This is a genomic window from Dendronalium sp. ChiSLP03b, from assembly GCF_034531165.2.
In the GTDB taxonomy this organism is placed as follows: Bacteria; Cyanobacteriota; Cyanobacteriia; order Cyanobacteriales; family Nostocaceae; genus Dendronalium; species Dendronalium minutum.
The window spans coordinates 42,354-65,100 of the sequence record NZ_JAVRBR020000122.1 but is presented as its reverse complement, the minus strand read 5'-3'; the positions used below and the strand labels follow the sequence as shown (position 1 = coordinate 65,100).

Genomic DNA, 22,747 nt, shown 5'->3' with positions numbered 1-22,747 from the left:
TACCGTCTTAAACTGTTGATTAAAGTACAATCACAAAACATTTCAGCCTAGCAACACCAGTTGCTGCAAGTCGGAAAACCCAACCACCGCACTGGCTCCTCAACCCTTCTTACCAGACCATTGAAAATGCTTAGTTCCCCTGATTTGAGCTTTTCTCGAAACTTGCCTTTAGTTGTATTTAATCAACTTGGAGAATTGTTGCAGCAGATGGCTCAAGGGGTGGGAAATAATACTCTGATACTTACAGAGGCTGTACTAGCACGGATTCGTATACCTGTAGAGTGGCAATATCAAAGGTTTACGCTGGTGATTTCTGAGGGGTTTAGTGCGCTCTTGGTAGGCAATCAAGAGGAGGAGAGCAGGGGAGCAGAGGAGCAGGGGAGCCAGTGCGTTGCGGAGGTTCCCTCCGTTGTAGCAACTGGCGCGAGCAGAGGAGCAGGAACAGACCTCCTAACTCTTCACTCAGCACTCTATGCTAGCCTGACATTTAATTTCGAGGCGATCGCTTCCTTTATTGCGAAATTGAGAGATTTGTTTGAGTCTGATTCACATACTCACCAAAATCTCGAACGCTATCGGCAACTTGTTGGTATTAATGATGCTACGCTCCAAAGTAAATTTACATTGTTGTTATTGGAATATCTTCTGCCACTGCAAAATCAGGAATTGACAGAACCTTCAAGTGTAACTAAGCCGGAGATTTATGTTTGTCAACCAGTAGAAGATGCCTTGAAAAAACAGGTTTCCCAAGAGCGGTTGTTAAATCAAGTTACAACCCAAATCCGCAAAAGTTTAGATTTGCCAGTCATTATGGCAACGGCAATTGCTCAAGTACGTGAGTTTTTAGAATTAGACAGATTAGTAATATATAAATTTGAGGGTTCAAGAGTCAACCAACACGCAACGCTTAACGGTCAAATCTCGCTCCAAACCCCGATACAAAACTGGCAGGATTATGGGGGTTGTATTGTCTATGAAGCGCGTGCCACAGATGCTATCCCATCAGTATTGCATTACACGGAAAAAAATTGCTTTGTGAGAACTTCTCCATGTTGGGAGAAATATCGGCAAGGATTTACCTTAGCTGTGGATGATGTCGAAAAAGCTTATGCGCTAGAAGAGTGTTTGTTGAATTTTTTAAGAGAAAGCCAAGTTCGGGCAAAGCTAGCAGCACCAATTATATTTGAAGAGAAACTCTGGGGACTGCTAATTGGTCATCAGTGTGATGATTCACGCCAGTGGACTGAGAGTGAAAAAAGTTTGCTGACTTCCATCGCAGAACAATTAGCGATCGCTATTCATCAAGCTGAGTTAATGCGATCGCTGACTCAAGAAAAACAAACTCTCGAACAAAGAGTAATTGAGCGCACAATGGCATTACGCGATGCCCTACTCGCCGCCGAAGCTGCTAGCCGCCTGCGAAGCGAATTTTTAGCTACCATTAGCCATGAATTGCTCACACCTTTGACTTATGTAATCGGCATGTCTTCTACTTTGTTACGCTGGCCATTAGGTGAGTTGAGTCAACGACAGCGGGATTATTTACAAACAATCCATGACAGTGGCGAACATTTATTAGAAATGATTAATGACATCCTCGATTTATCGCAAATAGAGGCTGGCAAGGCAGTGTTAAATATTACTGAATTTTCCCTAGTAAATATAGCAGAAAATACTTTAGAGTCACTGTCAGAAAAAGCAATCAGCGAACAAGTTAATCTGAAACTTGATTTGCAAATAGATCCTCGGCGCGATCGCTTTACCGCTGATGTAGGGCGAATCGAACAAATTCTCTGGAATTTATTGACTAATGCCATTAAATTTACCCCCGAAGGTGGCAGTGTTACCTTACGTCTGTGGGTAGAAGATGACACTGCCATTTTTCAAGTGGAAGATACGGGAATTGGTATTCCCCAAGAACAATTACCACTGATGTTTGAGAAATTTCAACAACTCGATACACCCTATCGCCGCCGCTACGAAGGTACAGGACTTGGTTTAGCTTTAACCAAACAACTTGTGCAACTCCATCGCGGTCGAATTGAAGTAGAATCCACAGTTGGTATTGGTTCAATTTTTACTATCTGGATACCACCCCAGCCTATGAAAGTACTGAGTGCTGAGAGATGCGATTAATCGCGTCTGTACAAGAGTTAGTAGTGAATCATTCTTCCCCTGCCCCTCTGCACCCCAGCGATTAGATATTGATTTGGAAATCCCTAAGGACACAAGTTGAAGTTCAACGCCTGAGAGTTGTAGATAAAATACTTGGCTGAACAAATTGCTTGAGAAAAATTACACATCGCGTTAAGCTTCCTTAGCGTAACTGCACGCTGTGACATCAGGTGATGATAAATCAAACCTCCCCGCAAATTCCCTCTTACACTTGGAATCGTCCCATCGGTTTAGGTTGGGATAAACCATATACTGTCCGCTACGCAAGTAATATTGATGATGGCCCTTGGCATGGTATGCCCTTGGGTGGCTTTGGTGCAGGTTGCATCGGTCGTTCTTCGCGGGGAGACTTTAACCTGTGGCACATTGACGGCGGTGAGCATATCTTCAAAAATGTACCCGCATGTCAATTTAGCGTATTTGAGTCTCATAGCAAATCTTCTCAAGCTTATGCTTTGTGTACTCAACCTCCAGAGGATGGCATTCTTCAAGCATGGCAATGGTATCCAGCACCTTCTATAAGAGAGAGAACAGGTACATATCACGCGCTATACCCGCGCAGCTGGTTTGTCTACGAAAACGTATTTCAAGCAAAGTTAACCTGCGAGCAGTTTTCGCCTATCTGGGCAGGAAATTACCAAGAGACTAGCTATCCTGTGGCAGTGTTTCGCTGGAATGCCCACAACCCCACAGATGCACCTATTACACTCAGTATCATGCTGACTTGGCAAAATATGGTGGGCTGGTTTACTAACGCCCTCAAGTCTCCTGAAGTACGAGTACGCGATGATGGTAGTCCGGTTTACGAGTATCAGCCACGCTGGGGCGAAAGTAAAGGTAACTATAACCAGATAGTTGAAAATACACAATACTTTGGTTGTGTGTTAGGTAGGGTTGGTAGCGACGAATCTTTACAGGAAGGGGACGGAACTTGGTGCATTGCCACGCTGAAACATCCTCAGTTCGAAGTATTTCACCATACCCGGTGGAATCCTGTAGGTACGGGTGAGGATGTGTGGCACAACTTTGGTGCAAATGGCTCTTTACCCAATCTTATTGACACAACGACCGCAGCAGAAAATACACAGTTAGGGGCTGCGATCGCTCTCCGTTTCACTCTCCAACCAGGGGAAACTTTGGAAATCCCCTTTGTTCTCGCTTGGGATTTACCTGTAACAGAATTTGCAGCGGGAGTTAATTATTACCGCAGATATACAAACTTTTTTGGTAACACTGGTCAAAATGCTTGGGCGATCGCTTCTACTGCTTTAGAACAATACCAAATTTGGCAACAACAAATTCAAAACTGGCAACAACCGATTCTTGACCGAGAAGATTTACCTGCTTGGTTCAAAATGGCTCTATTTAATGAGCTTTATGACCTTACTAGCGGCGGTACTCTCTGGAGTGCTGCATCAGAACGCGATCCCATCGGTCAGTTCGCGGTCTTAGAGTGCTTAGATTACCGCTGGTACGAAAGTCTAGATGTGCGGTTGTATGGTTCTTTTGGACTGCTGCTATTGTTTCCAGAGCTCGAAAAATCAGTAATGCGTGCTTTTGCAAGGGCAATTCCTGATAGTGAGAATACCCCCCGTGTGATTGGTTATTACTACACAATTAAGGCGGAAAGTCCAATCGCTGTCCGCAAAGTTGCAGGTGCAACACCCCATGATTTAGGCGCACCCAACGAACATGTCTGGGAGAAAACCAACTATACCAGTTATCAGGATTGCAATTTGTGGAAGGATTTGGGCTGTGACTTTGTTTTGCAAGTGTACAGAGATTTTCTTTTCACAGGCGCTGATGATGTGGAATTTTTAGCAGACTGCTGGAATGCAATTGTTGAAACCCTCAACTACCTGAAAACTTTTGACCTGGATAACGATGGTATTCCGGAAAACTCTGGCGCACCTGACCAAACCTTTGATGATTGGCGATTACAAGGTGTAAGCGCTTATTGTGGTGGATTATGGTTGGCAGCTTTAGAAGCTGCGATCGCTATCAGCGAAATTTTATTAAATCACAACCTTGGCAATGTTAGTGTCTTGGCGGTTCAAAAATCCACTTATGAGACTTGGCTAGCACAATCTCGCCCCATCTACCAAGAAAAACTTTGGAATGGGCAATATTACCGCCTGGATAGTGAGAGTGGTTCTGATGTGGTGATGGCAGATCAGTTATGCGGACAATTCTACGCCCGTCTACTAGGATTACCGGATATTGTACCGAGCGATCGCGCCCTCTCTGCCTTAAAAACTGTCTATGATGCTTGTTTCCTCAAATTCTATGACGGACAGTTTGGTGCAGCTAATGGTGTTCGTCCCGATGGTTCACCAGAAAATCCCAAAGCTACTCACCCTCTAGAAGTTTGGACAGGTATCAATTTTGGGCTGGCAGCTTTTTTAGTACAGATGGGAATGAAGGATGAAGGATTAAAGTTGACACAAGCTGTGGTGCGGCAAATTTATGACAATGGACTGCAATTCCGCACTCCTGAAGCTATTACCGCTGCTGGTACTTTCCGTGCCTGTACTTATTTACGGGCAATGGCTATTTGGGCAATTTACCTAGCGATCGGTTAGTACAAATAAAGGAACTAAAAGCCTACCAATATTTCACAGCAATACTCTTAAAAAGAAAATAGACCGCTTGTGGAGAAAGAGTAAAAAATGAAGGCTGTAGACGCAAAGCGGTGAGGGAGTCGCAGTCCTGACGGTTTCGGTCGGTTGCGTTAGCGAGTCTTCTCCCAAGGGGAGCCACTGACGGATACGCAGGGGTTTCCCCAAGTGGAGCAAGTGGCGTAAGACGCTACGCGATAGCGAGGCACGAGCGTCACCCGAAGGGTAGCCACGTAGGAGCATCACTGCCGAAACCGTTCGACGAAGTCGTTCTCGTTCGCCATTGGCGTTCCCGTTCGCGTCAGCGTCTCGAAGAGAAAGGTAGAGTAGGGCTTGCCGTAAACCCTTGGCGTTCCTGAAAGGTAGGCTGGGATAAAGTATAAAATTTTGTCCTTCAGCCTTTACAAAGCAGTAACCAAAGATACATAACGATCTATATAGATGTTTTATTATCTATTGTTTGGACGGTATCTTGTCTAAATATAAAACAGTAAAAATCTACAATTTTTAATTTTATTTTCCGGTTGTTTTATGAACACAAGGAAAAAGTAAGTAGGGTTAAGAAAGATTTTAGATTCACCAATTCAGACTGCTTTGTTAAAAAATCAACACTACAGGTTGAAGTATTAAGTGTTAATAAGATTACCAAGCTCATGTACAAAACTGACAATTTTATCTGCAAAAATATTGATTTTCCAGTTTTTTGGGCAAAGGTAATATTTATTATGTATCGTATGTTTTTTATAAACAAATATTTAACCTTACTGAATCACTATCAAGTTTTTGACAAATTGTTAAATTTATTTATGAATAAAAATAGCCTCAACACAATTTTAATAAATACTGCTTAAAAAGTCAAATTATTTTTTATAAATTATATCCATATTGTTTGGAATTACTAGTTAAATCTTTATTATAAACATTAGTAAGTGATTAATATACTAATGTCAACCCAGGTTAAATTTTACTGGTATAATTCTACATTCAAAACTTTTACATAGAAAAAGCAACTAATACTAATTTGCATTCAGAAGCTTAATTGAGAGATTTCTATTCTTGACTCCCTACTCCCGCAAAATGAGAGCTAAAGTAAGATGCGCGGATTGGGATGAAATCGAAACGCTGCTTTCAACAAAATTCAGCAACGGATAAGTTAGTATCATATCATTTTTATCATCTCTCATCGTCTCTCCAACGTTTGCCATGCCGCTCGAATTCTCATCTCATGCCAAATTATTCTTGTTGAGCAAGGCAACCATCAATAATTAATGGAATTATTGGTCTAAAGTACCACTTATCCAAGTACAGTTCCATCTGTAGTTTTAGTTAGTATTTCAACGGTTTTCAACCAATTGAACTACATCAATCCCAAGTACGGGTGCAAGACCTTGCACCTTTACTCTTTATACCTGCAAATTATTTCTGAATAAATTTAGCAACATCTTATATAAATTCACTATTTCAAAGTTACTGAATTACATAAATAATGTTCAGGCTGAACTTGTAGCATCTATTTTTAACACTTATAAGAAGATGTTTTGCTATGTGCTATTTACAAGGCTAAAATAGGTTATAAACTTGTACCACAAAATGTCAGCTTTAGAAATTAACGTGATTGCTTCCTAAGTATATAGCCAGATTTACGATAAAATTTTATCCAAAGTTACCAGATACACTATGACTATAAACCTTGCCAATCAAGAGATTCAGATAATGTAGATGAAAATCTTACTTTGGCAAATTATAAAAATGTTTTCAATAACATATTAATAGTATATTTTAGATTTTTTTAATAATATTTTTGTTGCTACATTGATTAGTTGTTTGTAAACGTAATTAATGGTTATTTTTCTTGGTATACTGAGAAAAAATCAAGGCTAAAATGATTATCTTACGAGGGGTTACACCCCTCATGATGTAACAAATATGGGACAAAATACAAAGTTGCACAAGACACAAGTAAATCTCGAAATGCATTCAGTAAATTTGACTGATAAACCTGCTAAAATGGTAAATGACATTAACTACAAAAATAGTATAAGTACTAATATTGTTCTTAATGTTCAAGGACAAATAGTTTTTCTTCTAAAGCATAAATATACTGATTCTTCACAAATATGCTCAAAATTTTAGAGCGAAAAATTATACAATAAAATTATCAGGGGCAAGAAATTAGGCTATCAGTTTAGACATTGAAAGGGTACAAAGCTACATCTACCAAAAGCCAAGTGGAGATTTTTTATTGCCACTTATATCACATGACAAAAGGTAAATTTTTACCTTTCTATCCCTCCTAGGCAAAAGTTACAACGGAACAGTAAGCAGTAGTACCTTTTCTTCATTAATACTAGGAAGAATCGATAAAATTACGGCAAAGCAGTAAACACACTTGATTACAAACAGTCAAGTTTACGATTGAAGGTTTGCTCATGGAAAGAATCATCAGGTCAAATACAGTTGAAACCTCAAGTCAAAGGGGCAGTTTTGAGATGAAGCTATGTAATTTGTATCCCCATTACAATTTAGCTGCCAAAAGAGCATTAACTTATAGCATTATTGTCACCTTATTAACAGCAAACTTAACAGAAACAATCATAAATGCTGAAACATTAATATGTTAGTTGCACTAATTTAATAACTGCAAAACAGCTAGCGCAGTAGGTGAAAAATAACTATGCAGAATAGAAACAAAGCAAAAAACTTATGTATTTCTCCTTCTAACTTTCTACCTTCTGCCTTCTGGAGACATTGCGGGTTTGGGGTCTCACACCACTTCATACCCAGCGCGAAGGTGTTCCGCCGACAACAGGGGTGACTCTCCCGCAGCACTGATTCACCGCAACGGAGTGGCTCCCCAAGTGGAGCAACTACCGTCCTTCTTCACTAGTTTTATCCACGACAACCAATACTATGAATCAAGATATTCCCGGCATTAGTGGCAACTTCAATAAAAAAATCAATCCCGAACAATTTGACCAAATAGTTGAGGCGATTTTAGCCGGAAAGTATTCTTGGGCATGTGTTTTGATACTACGTTTGGCTGGGTACAATCCTTTACACTACATTCCCTACCGCACCTATAACCGATTGCTCAAAGAAAACTCCCAAGCTAACAAATCGCACCAACAGCATCAGGAAAATGTAAAAAATACTCACCCATCTGCTGACAACAAATGTGATACTCATATTGCGACAAGCTGCTTAGGTAAAATTAAAGATGTTGCTTATCTTGAAGTAGTTGGGAAAAAAACAGAAATCCGTGGTGGAAGTCTGGATCGTCAATGGTTAGGTAAGCAAATTCACGAATCTCAATCCATAAAATCTGAACCACATCCTGAAAGTGCTTAAGATTTGCCTTTGAAATTCTGTGAAATCAATTAAAAAATTTATTGAATCAATAGATTTGGCTCTACCGTTCGTGAGTGCCTTGTTGTCTACCATGCCGATCAAAAATCATAGCTTGGCAAGTTGTTTATATAGCAATCCTAAATCATTGGTGAAATATTCAAATTCCCAACTTATTAAATAAGTTGGGAATTTGAATATTTCAATTTTAAAAAACTTAAATAGGATTGCGACAGTGATAGTTATTTCAAATTAACCACTTAATTTATTACTAAATTCTGCCAAAATGGCAATTTTTTAGCACCAAAATCCTATAAATTATAGATAACTATTTAAATGCTAAGGAGTAAATTTGTTTTCAAAAATAACATCAATGATTATCTGACTATCAAACACATCTAACTGATTGCTATTGCTGAAGTAGTCAGTGTCTTGTGGTAGTAAATAACTTCTACACTTAGACTGACGAGCTACTGTTACTGCTGGTGGTTCTTTTTCCAAGAAAGTCCGAGCTAAGAAAAGTGAGAATGGCAGCTTACCCTAGTCTTAACTTTGAATGCTTGGTGTCGAGTTTCCCTGTGGTGGAGGAAATTAGATAGAACTTTCCATACTCCGGCTGGTGTTGCTTGAGCCAAAAAAGCTTTTTAGCACTATTACCGAGAGCGGAACAAGAAGACGTAACGGTTTAATCGTTGTGGCTGATAGGACTTATAGCTTTTACGCTTCTCTTTGGATTAATCATAATCCTAATTCTCCCAATTAGGATTATTTTTTTCGTATTAATTTGCAATTTATATAGTAATACGGTTCAGTTAAGTCTCAGATCCCCCCTAGCTTAAAAAGGGGGGGGAATTAGATTCAAAGTCCCCCTTTTTAAGCTAGGGGGGATTTAGGGGATCTTCAATAATTGAGTTTCACTAGCTGAACTGTATTGATTTATATAGTAATTACTGGAAGCTAAAAAAATTGAACAGCTTCCAGTTTTTTATATATCAAAAAATTTGCAACCCTATAATTAGATAGAGTTTGGTTCCCAGACAAGTATGTAATTTAACTGCAAAGTATTATTGCATCAATTCCTCAGCTTTCATCAGTAGATGTTTGACATTGTCTTGATGATGATCCAAAAGCTCCTCATCAAACACAAAGCAGAACTGTGTTTAATTAATTTCGTCAGAGGGAAATACTAAAAAACTTTGTTTCACGTTGTTTTTGATGTACTTGTGTACCACGCTCACCTTGCGTTCTAGTTTGCCCAGACACATTTGAGGACGAAGACGCACTGATTATGTTGATGAGACGATCTCTATGTATGTAGGATCGTACTGGCTACTTTTTTCCATAATTTTCTAACTTCTCAAGAATGTAAATTTCAAGCTTTTAGTGCAACTTTATATAATTTTTATACTAGAGATAGATACTTAAACATAAAAAAACCTAAGTAGATTAAGCGAGCCCAATATATACTTTTATTGCTAGAGATAGATGTAAAACTAACAAATAATATCAAAAATAGTTATTTTATATCAAACTTATGTATGAAGAAAATAGAGTTAAATAGTAACAGTTACAATTCAATCAGTAATTTCCGATGTTAAATGTTTTGGCAACGATCAATTCAATAATTCACTTATTTTTTTTAGACAAATAAAATTATGAAATTTAAGTAAAAATATTATCAAGTTTTCGTAAAAAACTGACTTTCCTGTTAAAAACTATTGACTATGTAGAGAAAAATTTTTAAAAAAATAACAGTGGAGTAAGACAACAGCGTGAGGAAGTGTCACTTTGTAGTTGAAACTTTCTTTTAGGTTAATTCAGATGTTTCACAATCAGTTGATGAAACTATAGCTAGTGTTACGCTATTGTAAGAAGTAGATTTGTATTTATACCTGATCTTAGCTGCCTCTAGGTTCCAATCCATGGAACAGGTTGCAACCTTTTTTGGGAATCTAAACATAACCAGTTTAAATGTCTTGAGGTTGAACTATAAACATGTCTTGTATAGTTCAATAACATTCTCCAACTAGGAATGACTAGAAGGCTCAAACTAGCTTGCCTGTAATTATCAACTCAAGCAATTGGTTGAAACTAATACCAGCGTTACACCAGTCTTTAGGAAAGTCTGTCAAATTTTTGTAGTTAATGAGTGAACTACTCACTGGTTTTAGGTGTTTTACCAAAAACTGCTGTTTATTAGGGAAGACAACAGCTATGCTTGCTGCATATTTTGTCAGGTTTGCTAACTACTATTCACGAAATATCTACTCTTACCCCTTGAGAGCGCAGTCTCTAACAAAATTTTTACTGGCTGGCAAGATAGAAAAATCCCATGATGCGCCAGAAATTTAATTACCCTCTTATCCTGGCACAGCACATTAACGCAGGATATGGAGGGTTAAAAGTGGCGGTAGCTCAGAAATAACTCCCCTAGTTCACAATACCAGGGGGGTAAACACTCGGCATCGCATCTGACTTTTCAATGCAAAATTAAAAATTAAAGATATTTTTTTAATTTTTAATTTCTTTGAGTATAGAGATTTTTGCAACAGACACAACGGGCATAACTGCCTGGATTTTACAGTGGACAGGAACTGGTAATAATTATGTCAAACTATTCTAGTCAAGACAAAGGTTTTGAAAACTACGATACACAGGAGAGCAAGTTTTTAACACCTTTTCAAAGAAAAACTTTGTTAAAACACTTGCAGAATAATTTACAACCAGAATATCGGCGACGGATTGAAATTATGTTATTGGCAGATATGGGTAAATCTCAAACCCAAATCTGTGAAATATTAGGTTGTTCTCAGGAGATGGCACGCTACTGGGTTGGGTTAGCGGAAGCAGGTTTAGCACACAAATGGAATGAACGGCCGATAGGTAGACCCAAGATTGTGAATGCTCAATATACCGAACGATTGAAAGAATTAGTTAGCAACAGTCCTCGTGATTATGGTTACGCATTTACTTATTGGACAGCCCAATGGTTAAGCAAGCATCTAGCCAATGAGTTAGGGATTGAAATTAGCGATCGCCATGTTAATCGCCTGTTAAAACAAATGGGACTTTCCACCAAACGCAAAAGTTCCTGCCAACAAGAAACTGAGCAAAATCAAGATGCTGGTATTAAAATTGGCGACTTGCAATCTAATCGTGAACCTGGCTTCAATTGGTCATTCAATCTAATGCGGACTAATCAATAAGCGATTACGCATAAAAGTTGCATATTAACTTGAGTGGGGTGTTGACTGTTAACTGTTGAACGCCAGTAGCTACCCTGCGGGAAGGCGGAACGCCTGAAACGGGGGAAACTTTAACGGACACTTGCTACCGTCTACAACGCTCTTAACCCGCGCAACGCAGTGTGTTTGCAACGTACTGGCTCTTGTTGATTGTAAACAACTACTACCAGAGCTGTGCTTTTCTAAGATGTTTTTGCTTAATACTGTCTTGGAGGTCAGGAAATGCCATCAGCGTTTTCCCAGCAGCAGTTAGCGCAACAACTCACCCAAACTTTAGGTGAGTCTTTGTCAGATAGTGAAATAGATATGTGTTTGGCAGTGGTCGAAATTGTCGAACCACCAGTAGCCAAGCAGTTTTGGCAAGCAGTAGCAGCATCTGCGGGAATTTATATCATCCTTGGGGGTAAAGTCAGACTACTAGATAGCTTTAATAACTTAATTACTACCCTCTCAACTGGCGCATCATTTGGCGAGTTAACTTTATTTCCCGAAGAACAGTTTAATGCTTACGTTGCTAGAGCTTCTGTGAACTTAAAACTTTGCTATGTTCCACAAGCAGCGTTGCAGGAGTTGATGCACAAATATCCTAGCATTAGCGATCGCCTGACAAAACGTGCAGAAATTTGGGATTTATTGTTATTACGTTGTCAGAATGGTTTACTTCCTCACAATGGCTCTGTAGAAGAAGTTCTCAAAGCGTTATCTTTATTCGAGCGACACACCTTAGAAAATGGCTCATTTTCAGCCAAACTATTCAAAAACATTAAACTCTGGCTATTACATCGAGGAGAACTGCTAAATACTGACGGGCACACACTGATACCAGGAAACATCTATGTGTGTCCGAAGCTAGGAAATTGGCAGGTGACACAACCAACAATTATTTACACTCTCAAGAATGATGATTGGCAAATAGCAATAGAATACTGGCCGCAATTGGCAGAGTTAATCAAATTGCAAGAGATGGGGAGACAGAGGACTGCGGAAGAAGACACGGAGACACAGAGACACGGAGACACGGAAAATGTCTCACAAACACTCTCCACGTCCCCGCGTCCTCCAATCTCCGCGTCTTCCTTCACCGCATCATCTTCCAACATTCTGCGTTTTCCGCAATCAGATTCTCAGCCAAAACAAAGACAACGACGAGCTTACTTTCCCAGTCCGAAAGTGAGGGCAGGTCATTGGTGGGGACGCTTGACCAAGCGATATCCATTTTTTGAACAACAAAGCGCCTCGGACTGTGGGGCAGCCTGCTTAGTGATGATTAGTCGCTATTGGGGTAAGCGTTTGAGTGTCAATCGACTGCGGGAGCAAGCTAACGTCAACCGCAGTGGGGCATCACTACGAGGTTTAACAGTGGCGGCGGAAAGTATTGGTTTTACTACCCGTCCTGTCAAAGCCAGCCTCGATCGATTAGCGCAACAAACCTTACCAGCGATCGCTCACTGGGAAGGTAAGCACTACATTGTCGTCTATGAAATCAACAAAAAACAAGTGATTGTCGGCGACCCTGCGATCGGGCAACGCACTCTCACCTATGCTGAATTCAAAGCAGGCTGGACTGGTTATGCGTTGTTATTGCAACCTACACCCCTACTCAAAGACACCGAAGAAACAAGCACAACATTGTGGCAGTTTTTTGATTTAGTCAAACCCTATTCGCGAGTGCTTTTAGAAGTCTTCGTCGCTTCGGTGCTGATTCAGGTGTTTGGACTAATTACACCGCTATTCACCCAGTTGTTGCTAGACCGAGTAATTGTCCAAGGCAGCACTCTGACATTAAACGCCGTAGGTTTAGGGCTGATCTTTTTTGGATTATTCCGCGTTGGCATTAATGGACTGCGGCAATATCTCTTGGATCACACAGCCAATCGCATCAGCTTAGCTTTGTTGGTAGGTTTTATCAAACATACCTTTCGCTTGCCTCTGGCATTTTTTGAGTCGCGTTACGTTGGCGATATTGTTTCTCGCGTCCAAGAAAATCAGAAAATTCAACGCTTCCTGACTGGAGAGGCACTGTCTATTACTTTGGATTTGCTGACGGTGTTTATCTATGTAGGATTGATGTTTTGGTACAGCTGGCAAATGGCATTACTCAGTTTGCTGATTGTACCGCCCTTTGTTTTACTGGCGCTGGTCGCCACACCTTTCTTGCGCCGCATTAGCCGTGAGGTGTTTAATGCTTCAGCCAATGAGAATAGTTATCTGATTCAATCGCTTACAGGTATTCGCTCAATTCGCTCAATGGCTATCGAGCAAACAGTGCGCTGGCATTGGGAAGAACTGCTAAACAATGTGATTAAAAAAACCTTTAGCGGGCAGATCATTAGTAACCAATTACAAATCTTCAGTTCTGCGATCGAATCCTTGGTAACTACAGCATTACTGTGGTTTGGCGCATGGTTGGTGATTCAAAATCAACTCACAATTGGGCAATTAGTTGCTTTCAATATGTTGTTAGGTAACATTATTCGCCCTTTTCAGCGGCTCGTGGTGTTGTGGAATCAATTGCAGGAAGTAATCATTTCTACTGAGCGGATTAATGATGTTCTGGAAGCCGAGCCAGAAGAAGATTTACAACATCAACCGCGTCAATCGTTACCGAGGTTGCGCGGTCACATTCGCTTTGAAAATGTCACTTTCCGTTATCACCCAGAAAGTGATATGAATGTCCTCGAAAATCTCAGTTTTGAAATTCTGCCCGAGCAAACTGTAGCTGTTGTCGGACGTAGTGGTTCTGGGAAAACTACACTTTCCAAATTGATTTTGGGTCTATATCCGGCGACAGATGGCAAAGTATTAATTGACGCTCAAGATGTGAGTAGTATTGCCCTGCGATCGCTGCGATCGCAAATTGGTGTTGTCGATCAAGATACCTTTTTGTTTGGCGGCACAATTCGCGAAAATATCAGCATTGCTCATCCAGAAGCCACCCTCGAAGAAATTATTGAAGCGGCGCGTCTAGCAGGAGCAAATGACTTTATTCAGCAACTACCAAGGGGTTACGAAACCCAAATTGGTGAAGGCGGCGGTATGTTATCTGGCGGACAACGCCAACGGCTAGCGATCGCCCGTGCTTTGCTAGGAAATCCCCGCTTATTACTGTTAGATGAAGCAACCAGCCACCTCGATGCTGAATCTGAGCGGATTATTCAAAATCACCTGAAAACAATTCTCAAAGGGCGGACAAGTTTAATCATCGCTCATCGCCTGTCCACCGTGCGTCATGCTGACCTAATTCTGGTATTGGATCGCGGCTTATTAGTAGAAAGCGGTACTCACGATGAATTAATTGCCAGAAAAGGTCATTACTTTTATCTCAACCAGCAACAACTAGCACCTACAGGTTGAGAACCTGGGAAATTTCCGAGTGAACTAGTGACTGGGGACTGGGAACTAAGGACTAGGAAAAAATTTTCCAATATCCAATCCCCAATCCCCATAGCCCCTAATCCCCAGAGGGGGCCCGAGTTCCCCAATCCCCAATACCCAGTCCTCTAAATTACTTATGCCAAACCCATATCAAAATTTATTATCCATACTTGCCACACCAAGGCAAGATCGGGTTTCCCAGGTTGAGGGTTCTAATGCCGTTGTTGATTATCAGACAGAGGTAGAAACTGAGGCAAATGATTGGTATTACGGCACTGAGGAATTACTAGATGCCTTACCAAAACTCTGGACACGCTCAATGCTGTACTTGCTGGCAGGCTTTGCAGCGATTATCTTACCTTGGGCGATGCTGGCCAAGGTTGATGAGACAGGAAGTGCCAGAGGGCGTTTAGAACCCAAAGGAGCAACGCAAACATTGGGTATTGCAGTTGCTGGTAGCGTCAAATCTGTGAACGTCAAAGAAGGCCAGACTGTCAAAGCAGGGCAAGTTTTGCTGGCACTGGATTCGGATGTCTTGCAAACAGATTTGCAACAGACAAATACAAAGCTAGAAGGGCTAATCAGTAGGCGATCGCAACTGGATTTGCTGAAAAATCAATTAATGCTGGCAATTAATATCCAAGAGCAACAAAACCAAGCTCAAGCCTTGGAAAAAATGGCTCAAGTCAATCAGGCACAGCAAAATCTGGATGTGAAACAGAGTACGTATAACTTACAAAAATTGGAAAAACTAGCTTTAGTCGAGCAGGCTAGGCAGAGCATCAATTCTACTGCGATCGCCCAAAAGTTAGCTAGCAGTCGTTTGCGCCGAGATGTAGCGGAAATTGCCCGCTATCGCCAACTTTTAGAGCAAGGTGCAATTCCCCAAATCAAAGTTGTGGAACTAGAGAAGACGGCAGAAGAAAGCCTGATCTCCCAAGAACAAGCAAAATCAGAGGCTACACTAGCTCAACTACGTTTACAAGAAGAGTTGGGTCGCTATCAGACGACAATGAGTCAGGCCATAGCAGATATTCAGCAGGCAAAACTTCGCCTGGAAGAACAGCAAAGTAGCTATCAAGGCGTGGTGCAAGCAGGTAAACTGGCGGTGCTGAAAAATCAGGAACAACTCAAAGACCTGCAAACGCAAATTACTAGCCTGCAAACGGAAATGACTCAAACTCAAAGCCAAATCCTTTCCTTGCAGCTTCAGTTACAGCAACGAGTGGTGCGATCGCCTATTGATGGCACAATTTTTGAGTTACCCATCCAAAAACCAGGGCCAGCAGTAGAAGCAGGACAGGTAATTGCCCAAATTGCACCTAACAATACTCCTTTGATTGTGAAAGCGCAAATGCCTAGTCAAAACAGTGGTTTCTTGAAAGTGGGAATGCCAGTCAAAGTCAAGTTTGATGCTTATCCCTTCCAAGATTATGGAGTGCTGCCAGGGCGTGTCAGTTGGATATCACCTAACTCGAAAATTCAGACGAACAATGAAAACAGAATAGAAACTTATGAGTTGGATATTATCTTGGATCGTCCTTATATCCAAGCTGGCAACAAATACATCACCTTAACTCCTGGTCAGACAGCAACCGCAGAGGTGATTATTCGTCAGCGTCGAGTGATTGACTTTATTTTAGATCCTTTTAAGAAATTGCAAAAAGGCGGTCTGGAGCTTTAATAATTAGTCTGAAATAAGTTTCTAGTTACTCGTCATTTAGAACATATATCTTGAACATGAAGTAGGGCAGACTTGTATCACCTGCCCTATTTTTTACGCTTCAAGGTCAACACCTCTGAACTTGAAGATTGTAATTGAGCCGTTTCAGCTTATCTGCTATAAATTAGCAAAAGCTCATAATATATCAATTAAGAAGATGAAATTCATCGTTAATCCTGAAAAGTCAATAGTGAACAACTTATTTCCCTCTATACTATATAAACTAGATTTCTCGGATTTATTATTTACACCATCTTGAATGTTAGTTAATGTCAGATCCGAACCTCCTGAAGCTGTAGCCATTTCTATTGGTGTTAGGTCATGAAATAATTTGTTTACACCAATAGTTTTTGATTCAGAACTTACTAGTTTAGCCATGATTTTATTCTCCTTTGTCAGGTTTTGTTACTTAGTGAAAAACTCTATCCATCAACTCCTAAAATCAAAGCACTTAACTCTCAATCAAAAATATAGAACCAATTGTAATTAGATCTGGAATAGTCTACAGTGTGAATTTTATTATCACGATAGTTAAATGAATCTGAACCTTCATATGTATTCTCGGTATTGTTTACGCCATCACTAATGTTAGTTACAGAAATAGAGTTAGAACCTCCACGTATAATACTTGCTTGTATTGGAGTCAAATCGTGCAGAAATACTCCTACATCAGTAGGATGTAAGTTGGAAGTTAATATTTTAGTCATTGTCTTACTTTCTTAGTCAGGTTATTTGGTCTGGATTTTTCAACCAGAAACTGAGCAATTGTAGAAATTGATTGCGACGCAACTACTTATAACTAATAAAACTAATCTGCCTTATACCTGCTGTGTCACAGTATCGGTAACTATGTTATTCGGCTTTTGTGACACAAGGGCATAAAATATTTATCAATAAGAAAAAATCCTATTGTAATTTGACCTTGAAAAATCTACAGTATTCACCTTATTTTCACGGTAGCTTATCGAATCTGTACCTTCAATTGTAGTATCTCCTTGACTATTTATGTTTACAGTATCAGTAATATTAGTTATATAGATATATGGAGAATAACCTCCAATTATAGTTTCCGCTTGTGCTGGAGTTACATCGTGTATAAATGTCTCTACTTCAGGAGGATGTAAATCAGAAATTATGATTATTTTACTCATTTTTTAGGTTGTATGCTAAGTAGATAACGGACTTTTAAATTATTACATTAGTCAGGCAATATTTAAGCTGGTATTATATGAAGTTTTGATATAGGTAAGCAATTCTTGAGAATATTTTAGGACATAATCCCAGTAGTTTTGTCTGTGCAAAAAATATTTATTTATAATAAATAGCTGAATATATAAATTTAATTACCTCTAGTAGTTATATCGTCTTTCTTGCTGCTAAGAAACTGTTTACTGAAATAACATATACGTTGTAAATTGACAGCAACGGTACTTATCTAGTTTCAGTAGTTACATATATCGATCCTAAACTCTGAGTTAAATAATATATTATTCCGATACTAACGGATTTGATATAAAGACTCCACGGAGCAATTTAACATAAGTAGCTAAAACTATACTATAAAGTTTTATAACTTGCTAAATATAAAATTTAATTAATTTATAGCTCTTAGATAAACGTGCAATAGTTGATGAATTATTTTTCAGATGTATTGGTTTATAAACAGTGAGTTTGTGTGTTTTCTTTTAATTTATAATAGTTATATAGAATACATAGCTTTTTATTACATCGAATTGTACTAATTATTAATCATTATATTAAAAGTATCATTAGATAGAGACATGAAATTATATATAAAGTGAATATGATAGATACGCTACTAATTTATCTGAAAACTTCGAGTAACTAATTCAAAATTAATTGTGTGACCGGAGGAATTACATGATGCTAAGTATTTTAAATCTTTCTCATGAAGATATTATTTACCATCTCAGGTTATCTTGCCAAATTCCTAGCTTGGTAGAAGCGATCGCTACTCGAAAAATTATTACTGATACCGCTGAAAAATCCGGAATTGAAGTTGAGACAGAAGAACTTCAACAAGCAGCAGATAACATGCGCTTGGCTAACAAACTGATTAAAGCAGAAGATACTTGGGTCTGGTTAGGAAAACATCATCTTTCTCTAGATGACTTTGAAGAAATTGCCAAAACAAACCTAATATCTGCAAAGTTAGCAAATTATTTATTTGCAGATAAAGTTGAACCATTTTTTTATGCTCACCAAATTGACTATTCTGGGGCAGTAACTTATGAAGTTGTCTTAGATGATGAAGACTTGGCGCTAGAAATATTTTATGCTCTACAAGAAGGTGAAATCAGTTTCCAAGAAATTGCTCGCCAATACATCCAAAATCCAGAAATCCGCCGTGCTGGTGGCTATCAAGGAATCCGCCATCGTAGCGATTTTAGACCAGAAATTGCAGCCGCAGTCTTTGCCGCCACTCCGCCACAGATTATTAAGCCAATTATTACACCAAAAGGAGTACATATAATTGCAGTCGAGGAAATTATTAAACCACAATTAGATGAAAAGTTACGTTTGAAAATTATGGGAGATTTCTTTGCCAATTGGTTACAGCAACAAATCGCAGCTGTAGAAATTGTAGTGCAGCTTCAGGATAATGTGAATTCTCAATTATCTAAAGAACTGCTAGAATCAGCTTAAGCTAGCAATAATAATTTAATTAACCAAACACAAAGAAAGACAAGAGCGGTATTAAAATGCTAAGTATTATGTCTATCTTTGTGTTTATTTTTAAATTATTTTATTCTAATTTACTGCTACTCAGTTCTGTCCATCTTGATTTGATAGTAAAAAATTGTAATTTCATCCCGTTAGTTTTATTTTTACTGCTTTTGGCAAGTATGCAGTTATTTTTTAGTAATCGCATATAAGTGCGATAGGGTATATATTCAATAGGATTTAACCCAATAACGTGGAGGGTTAAAATACAAGCCCAGGAATACTTGCCAGCTACAATCGCTTTGATAATTGGTTCCCATTCTTCAGAACTGATTATTTTATTTAAAGTTTGACTACAGTTAGAAAATTCTTCATTCATCGTATTAGCTCTCATGCGAGAATTTACACCAGCGGGGAGAAAAGCACCAAGCGAATAGAAATCGCAGCTATACAGGCAAAACCACTTTGGGTGACGCACCAGAAGGAGCGTCTGCTACACGAACCTCGCTAACGCCAGTCGTCGCCTGGGTCAATAATCCTTCCCGCAACACTGGACTCACCGCCTGCGCGGGCTTGAAACCTTTGATTTCCAATCGCTAGGGCTAGGTGCAAGTATCAGTCAACTACCACAAGGTTATTGAATTTTATATGTGTAAGGGAGTGTAGATATCCTCAGAGTTGGCATTGAGGTAAGGACGTTGTAATTCAATTTCCTGGAAGGAGAAATGTTGGAGAATCGATGACATCCGAACTGCTGGCGTATCATTTCCTTGCTGCCAAGCATCTATCAACCCGTTAGCAACAATTTGGCAGCGGTGCGTACCGAAACTTTCTTTATCACCAAATTTACGGTCTGGTTCTTCTGCGATCGCCAATCCTGGTGCCATCAACTTGGTGAACAAAGGCACTTGTTCTTGAAAATAAGATTGATTTTCTACATACACCCTCTCTAATACTGGGTGAACAGCGACATAGTTGTATTTGTCAAAGTAAAGCACTGCTGAGTCGCAACGCCCATAATCGGAAGGGTTGTACAATGTTTTAAAAGAAAAGGAAACACCTATGGAGTTGAGTTGTGTAGTTAAACTTTCCATGACTGCAACTGCACCTTCTGGGGTTAAGTTGAAGTAAACGCGCACAATATTTTGACTACCATGGGAAGCTGCATTACTAACTGCCATGTAAAATGCGCTTTGTACCAAATTCTTGGGCATTTTGATTGCAACTGAGTCGCCGACAGTAACAACTCGTTCTTCTGGTTGTAGATGAACATCGCGCTCAATGTACAGTTTCAAACCATTCTTCTCGACCACCAAAATGCCATCCATTTCTTCTTTAATCACAAGCCAATCGCGGCTCAGATAGCCTTCACCTTTGTTGCTTGTATGCAAGCGTTCGTAAAAAGCCACATCTACACCTAATTTTGTATTATTTTCCAGATTTTGGCTTAATGGTACATTTGTTGTCTCTGCATCGGGTGCGAGCGAAAGTTTCATTGAACCGTTGTAATAAATGCCATAGAGAAAACTACGCAATTGCAAACTCAAATACTTGTTTTGGAGATCTAAGGGCATTTCCAGAAAGCGCGAAACTGCTGATTCTGGCAATTCCAATGCTTTGTAGTCTGGGTGCTTAATACAATACCGTGACTGAATTTCAACCTTATGAACAATATCTTGCAGTGATGTCTGCAATGGCTCTGGAATATCTGATAGTTGAGTTGACAACGAATCTAATAGTTGCATAAGTGCTGGCCTGTGAATTAAGAGGGATTAGGGAGAGATAAGGGAGAATTTCTCCCTTGTCTCTACATGAGTTGTCTTTATCTACCTCTGTATGGGAGACAAACTGGTGGGATACAAATCTAATGCTTCTATACCAAAAATTGTTTGTATAGATGCTTCCGGACGGCACAATAAACTCTTAGCAACCTGAAGCATACAGATACCGACATTACCAAAGGTTTTTTGGTGCTGGAGTTGTGCTTGAATAGCTCTAATCAAAGCTAGACCGCAAAATTGCATGACTCGCTCGATGAAATCAGGACGAAGCTCTAGGATTTCGGGGAAGTGAGCCAAATAAGTACTAACCAGCATCGCAATTGAAGGCTGAAGCAATTGCAGAGGAATTGTGGCTAGACGTAAAGACTCTTGGATCGCAATCATATTGCTAGCGACCAAGCTGTAAAGCCAGATTTGCAGGTAGCTGGCCACCAGTGTTCCTAAATCATTAGCTGGATCTCCCCAATTACCGCGTTCCCAGTCAATCAAGCGAATGATACTGTCATATCCGAGCGATTCTTGGAAAACTGCTTCTTCCCAATTTAAGGATAAAAGGATATTGTTCAGCTTCAGGTCATTATGGGTCAGACAACAAGGGGTAAAAGCATCACTCAAATCTGCGATCGCCTGTCCTAAGCTGTCGTACCGTTGATAAAGGGCAAAGAATTTCAATCCATCGGCAGGAACTCTACCATAAATTTCTGGGGTAATCCTATCCATTCCCAAATTTAGGTTTGGAGTTTTTTGACTAGATGCACCCTCAACATTTTGAAAGAATTCCTGGTAATCTTGCCGATTAATACTTACACGATGAATAGCTGCTAAAGTATTTCCGACTATCCTTGCAATTTCAGTTGGAAATAAATTCTCCTTAGTGTAGAAATCAGCTAAATCCCGATAGTTACTCAGATAATTGAAAACAATAATGGAATTTGCAGCATCAAAATGCAAAACTTCCGAACAATAAGAGCGAATGTGGTTAATTTCTGGAAACCTTCGGAAAAAATTATGAATTTTCCATTCCTCAAAAAATTCACCAACAGATTTTCCTTCTAGGTCGAGACGCTCTTGTTTAACTAGAAGTTGCCGACCATCAGACAAACTAATTAACAAATTAAAGTTCTTGGCAGGTTTTAGCTCAATCTTACTCAATGACTTTTCTTCTTGAGTACATAATCCTAGGGGAATCAGGTAGTCAATAACATTTTGAGAACTTAATAAGAAAGGCATAGTGTCAAATAATTATTAACAGAAGTGAAATTTGCTGTTGGTTAATCAAGAAACTGTAAAACCACAGTAATGCTAACCATGCATAGATTGCACATAACATCTTATTGGTCATCATGTCAATTTCCAGTTCAATCATCAAAGATAAATAGACAAAGAAGAATTAGACTCACTAGCATTGAAGGATTTTGCTAGTAATGCAATGTTGTAGATGCCAAAAATAGCTACAACAAAATCCAGAAATTTATAAGCAAAGTTAATAAGCTCAGATAATGCATAGTCATCACCACCATATACAAACATGGAATCGATATCATTCATCACGGTCAGGTAAGTTTCTGAATCAGCAGTATGCAGATCAGAAATTATGATTTTTGCCATTTAATTACTTCCCACAAAAATCATTGATGAAATAGTCTATGTAAGCCTGATTAAGTTCTTGATTACTAGCTCAGACTCAGCATATAAACCTCGTCCATGTTGAAACCTGGAGTTGACAATAATTCAGATGCGTCATTGCGACATAAGGAAGCAATCTTAGTATCTTGGCAAAAAACTACAGTTCTCAAGGTA

Annotated in this window: 13 protein-coding genes; 7 read left to right on the top strand and 6 right to left on the bottom strand. The window is 39.4% G+C overall.

Translation table 11 applies throughout. From position 1 onward, the window contains the following. Positions 1–126 precede the first annotated feature (126 nt). The 6 genes from RMY31_RS27760 to RMY31_RS27735 all read left to right on the top strand — a co-directional run bounded on the left by RMY31_RS27760 (position 127) and on the right by RMY31_RS27735 (position 16,442). Positions 127–2,136 carry a GAF domain-containing sensor histidine kinase gene (locus RMY31_RS27760; RefSeq protein WP_322657461.1) on the top strand — a complete coding sequence of 670 codons (2,010 nt, stop codon included), beginning with the start codon at positions 127–129 and terminating at the stop codon, positions 2,134–2,136. 212 nt (positions 2,137–2,348) lie between these two features. Then, the gene (locus RMY31_RS27755; protein WP_322657460.1) at positions 2,349–4,757 is read left to right on the top strand and encodes a GH116 family glycosyl hydrolase; all 2,409 of its coding nucleotides are present in this window, start codon (positions 2,349–2,351) and stop codon (positions 4,755–4,757) included. 2,946 nt (positions 4,758–7,703) lie between these two features. Continuing rightward, on the top strand, positions 7,704–8,141 hold the full coding sequence (locus tag RMY31_RS27750) for a HetP family heterocyst commitment protein (RefSeq protein ID WP_322657459.1): 438 nt from the start codon (positions 7,704–7,706) through the stop codon (positions 8,139–8,141). Positions 8,142–10,744: 2,603 nt separating this feature from the next. Further along, the gene (locus RMY31_RS27745) at positions 10,745–11,344 is read left to right on the top strand and encodes a helix-turn-helix domain-containing protein (RefSeq protein WP_322657458.1); all 600 of its coding nucleotides are present in this window, start codon (positions 10,745–10,747) and stop codon (positions 11,342–11,344) included. A gap of 261 nt (positions 11,345–11,605) precedes the next feature. After that, positions 11,606–14,737: a peptidase domain-containing ABC transporter gene (locus RMY31_RS27740; RefSeq protein WP_322657457.1), complete on the top strand. Its 3,132-nt coding sequence runs from the start codon at positions 11,606–11,608 to the stop codon at positions 14,735–14,737. A 157-nt stretch (positions 14,738–14,894) separates the two neighbouring features. Further along, a complete protein-coding gene (locus RMY31_RS27735; RefSeq protein ID WP_322657456.1) occupies positions 14,895–16,442 on the top strand; it encodes an HlyD family efflux transporter periplasmic adaptor subunit in 1,548 nt (515 codons plus the stop codon). Positions 16,443–16,616: 174 nt separating this feature from the next. Here the strand turns inward: RMY31_RS27735 and RMY31_RS27730 are convergent, their stop codons facing one another. Together RMY31_RS27730 and RMY31_RS27725 are read right to left on the bottom strand one after the other, a co-directional pair. Further along, entirely contained in the window at positions 16,617–16,859 is a 243-nt protein-coding gene (locus RMY31_RS27730; RefSeq protein ID WP_322657455.1) for a hypothetical protein, read from the bottom strand. 512 nt (positions 16,860–17,371) lie between these two features. Then, positions 17,372–17,632, bottom strand: a complete 261-nt coding sequence (locus tag RMY31_RS27725) for a hypothetical protein (RefSeq protein ID WP_409878627.1) — start codon at positions 17,630–17,632, stop codon at positions 17,372–17,374. A 733-nt stretch (positions 17,633–18,365) separates the two neighbouring features. On the opposite strand from RMY31_RS27725, the gene RMY31_RS27720 reads away from it, so the two are divergent. Further along, positions 18,366–19,148 carry a peptidylprolyl isomerase gene (locus RMY31_RS27720; protein WP_322657542.1) on the top strand — a complete coding sequence of 261 codons (783 nt, stop codon included), beginning with the start codon at positions 18,366–18,368 and terminating at the stop codon, positions 19,146–19,148. 100 nt (positions 19,149–19,248) lie between these two features. On the opposite strand, the gene RMY31_RS27715 is transcribed toward RMY31_RS27720, so the two are convergent. The 4 genes from RMY31_RS27715 to RMY31_RS27700 all read right to left on the bottom strand — a co-directional run bounded on the left by RMY31_RS27715 (position 19,249) and on the right by RMY31_RS27700 (position 22,555). Then, the gene (locus RMY31_RS27715) at positions 19,249–19,545 is read right to left on the bottom strand and encodes a HetP family heterocyst commitment protein (protein WP_322657454.1); all 297 of its coding nucleotides are present in this window, start codon (positions 19,543–19,545) and stop codon (positions 19,249–19,251) included. A 265-nt stretch (positions 19,546–19,810) separates the two neighbouring features. Then, positions 19,811–20,911 carry a T3SS effector HopA1 family protein gene (locus RMY31_RS27710; protein ID WP_322657453.1) on the bottom strand — a complete coding sequence of 367 codons (1,101 nt, stop codon included), beginning with the start codon at positions 20,909–20,911 and terminating at the stop codon, positions 19,811–19,813. A gap of 81 nt (positions 20,912–20,992) precedes the next feature. Next, positions 20,993–22,177, bottom strand: a complete 1,185-nt coding sequence (locus tag RMY31_RS27705) for an aminoglycoside phosphotransferase family protein (RefSeq protein WP_322657452.1) — start codon at positions 22,175–22,177, stop codon at positions 20,993–20,995. Between the two features lie 135 nt (positions 22,178–22,312). After that, complete coding sequence (locus tag RMY31_RS27700) at positions 22,313–22,555, bottom strand: hypothetical protein (RefSeq protein ID WP_322657451.1); 243 nt, start codon at positions 22,553–22,555, stop codon at positions 22,313–22,315. Positions 22,556–22,747 lie beyond the last annotated feature (192 nt).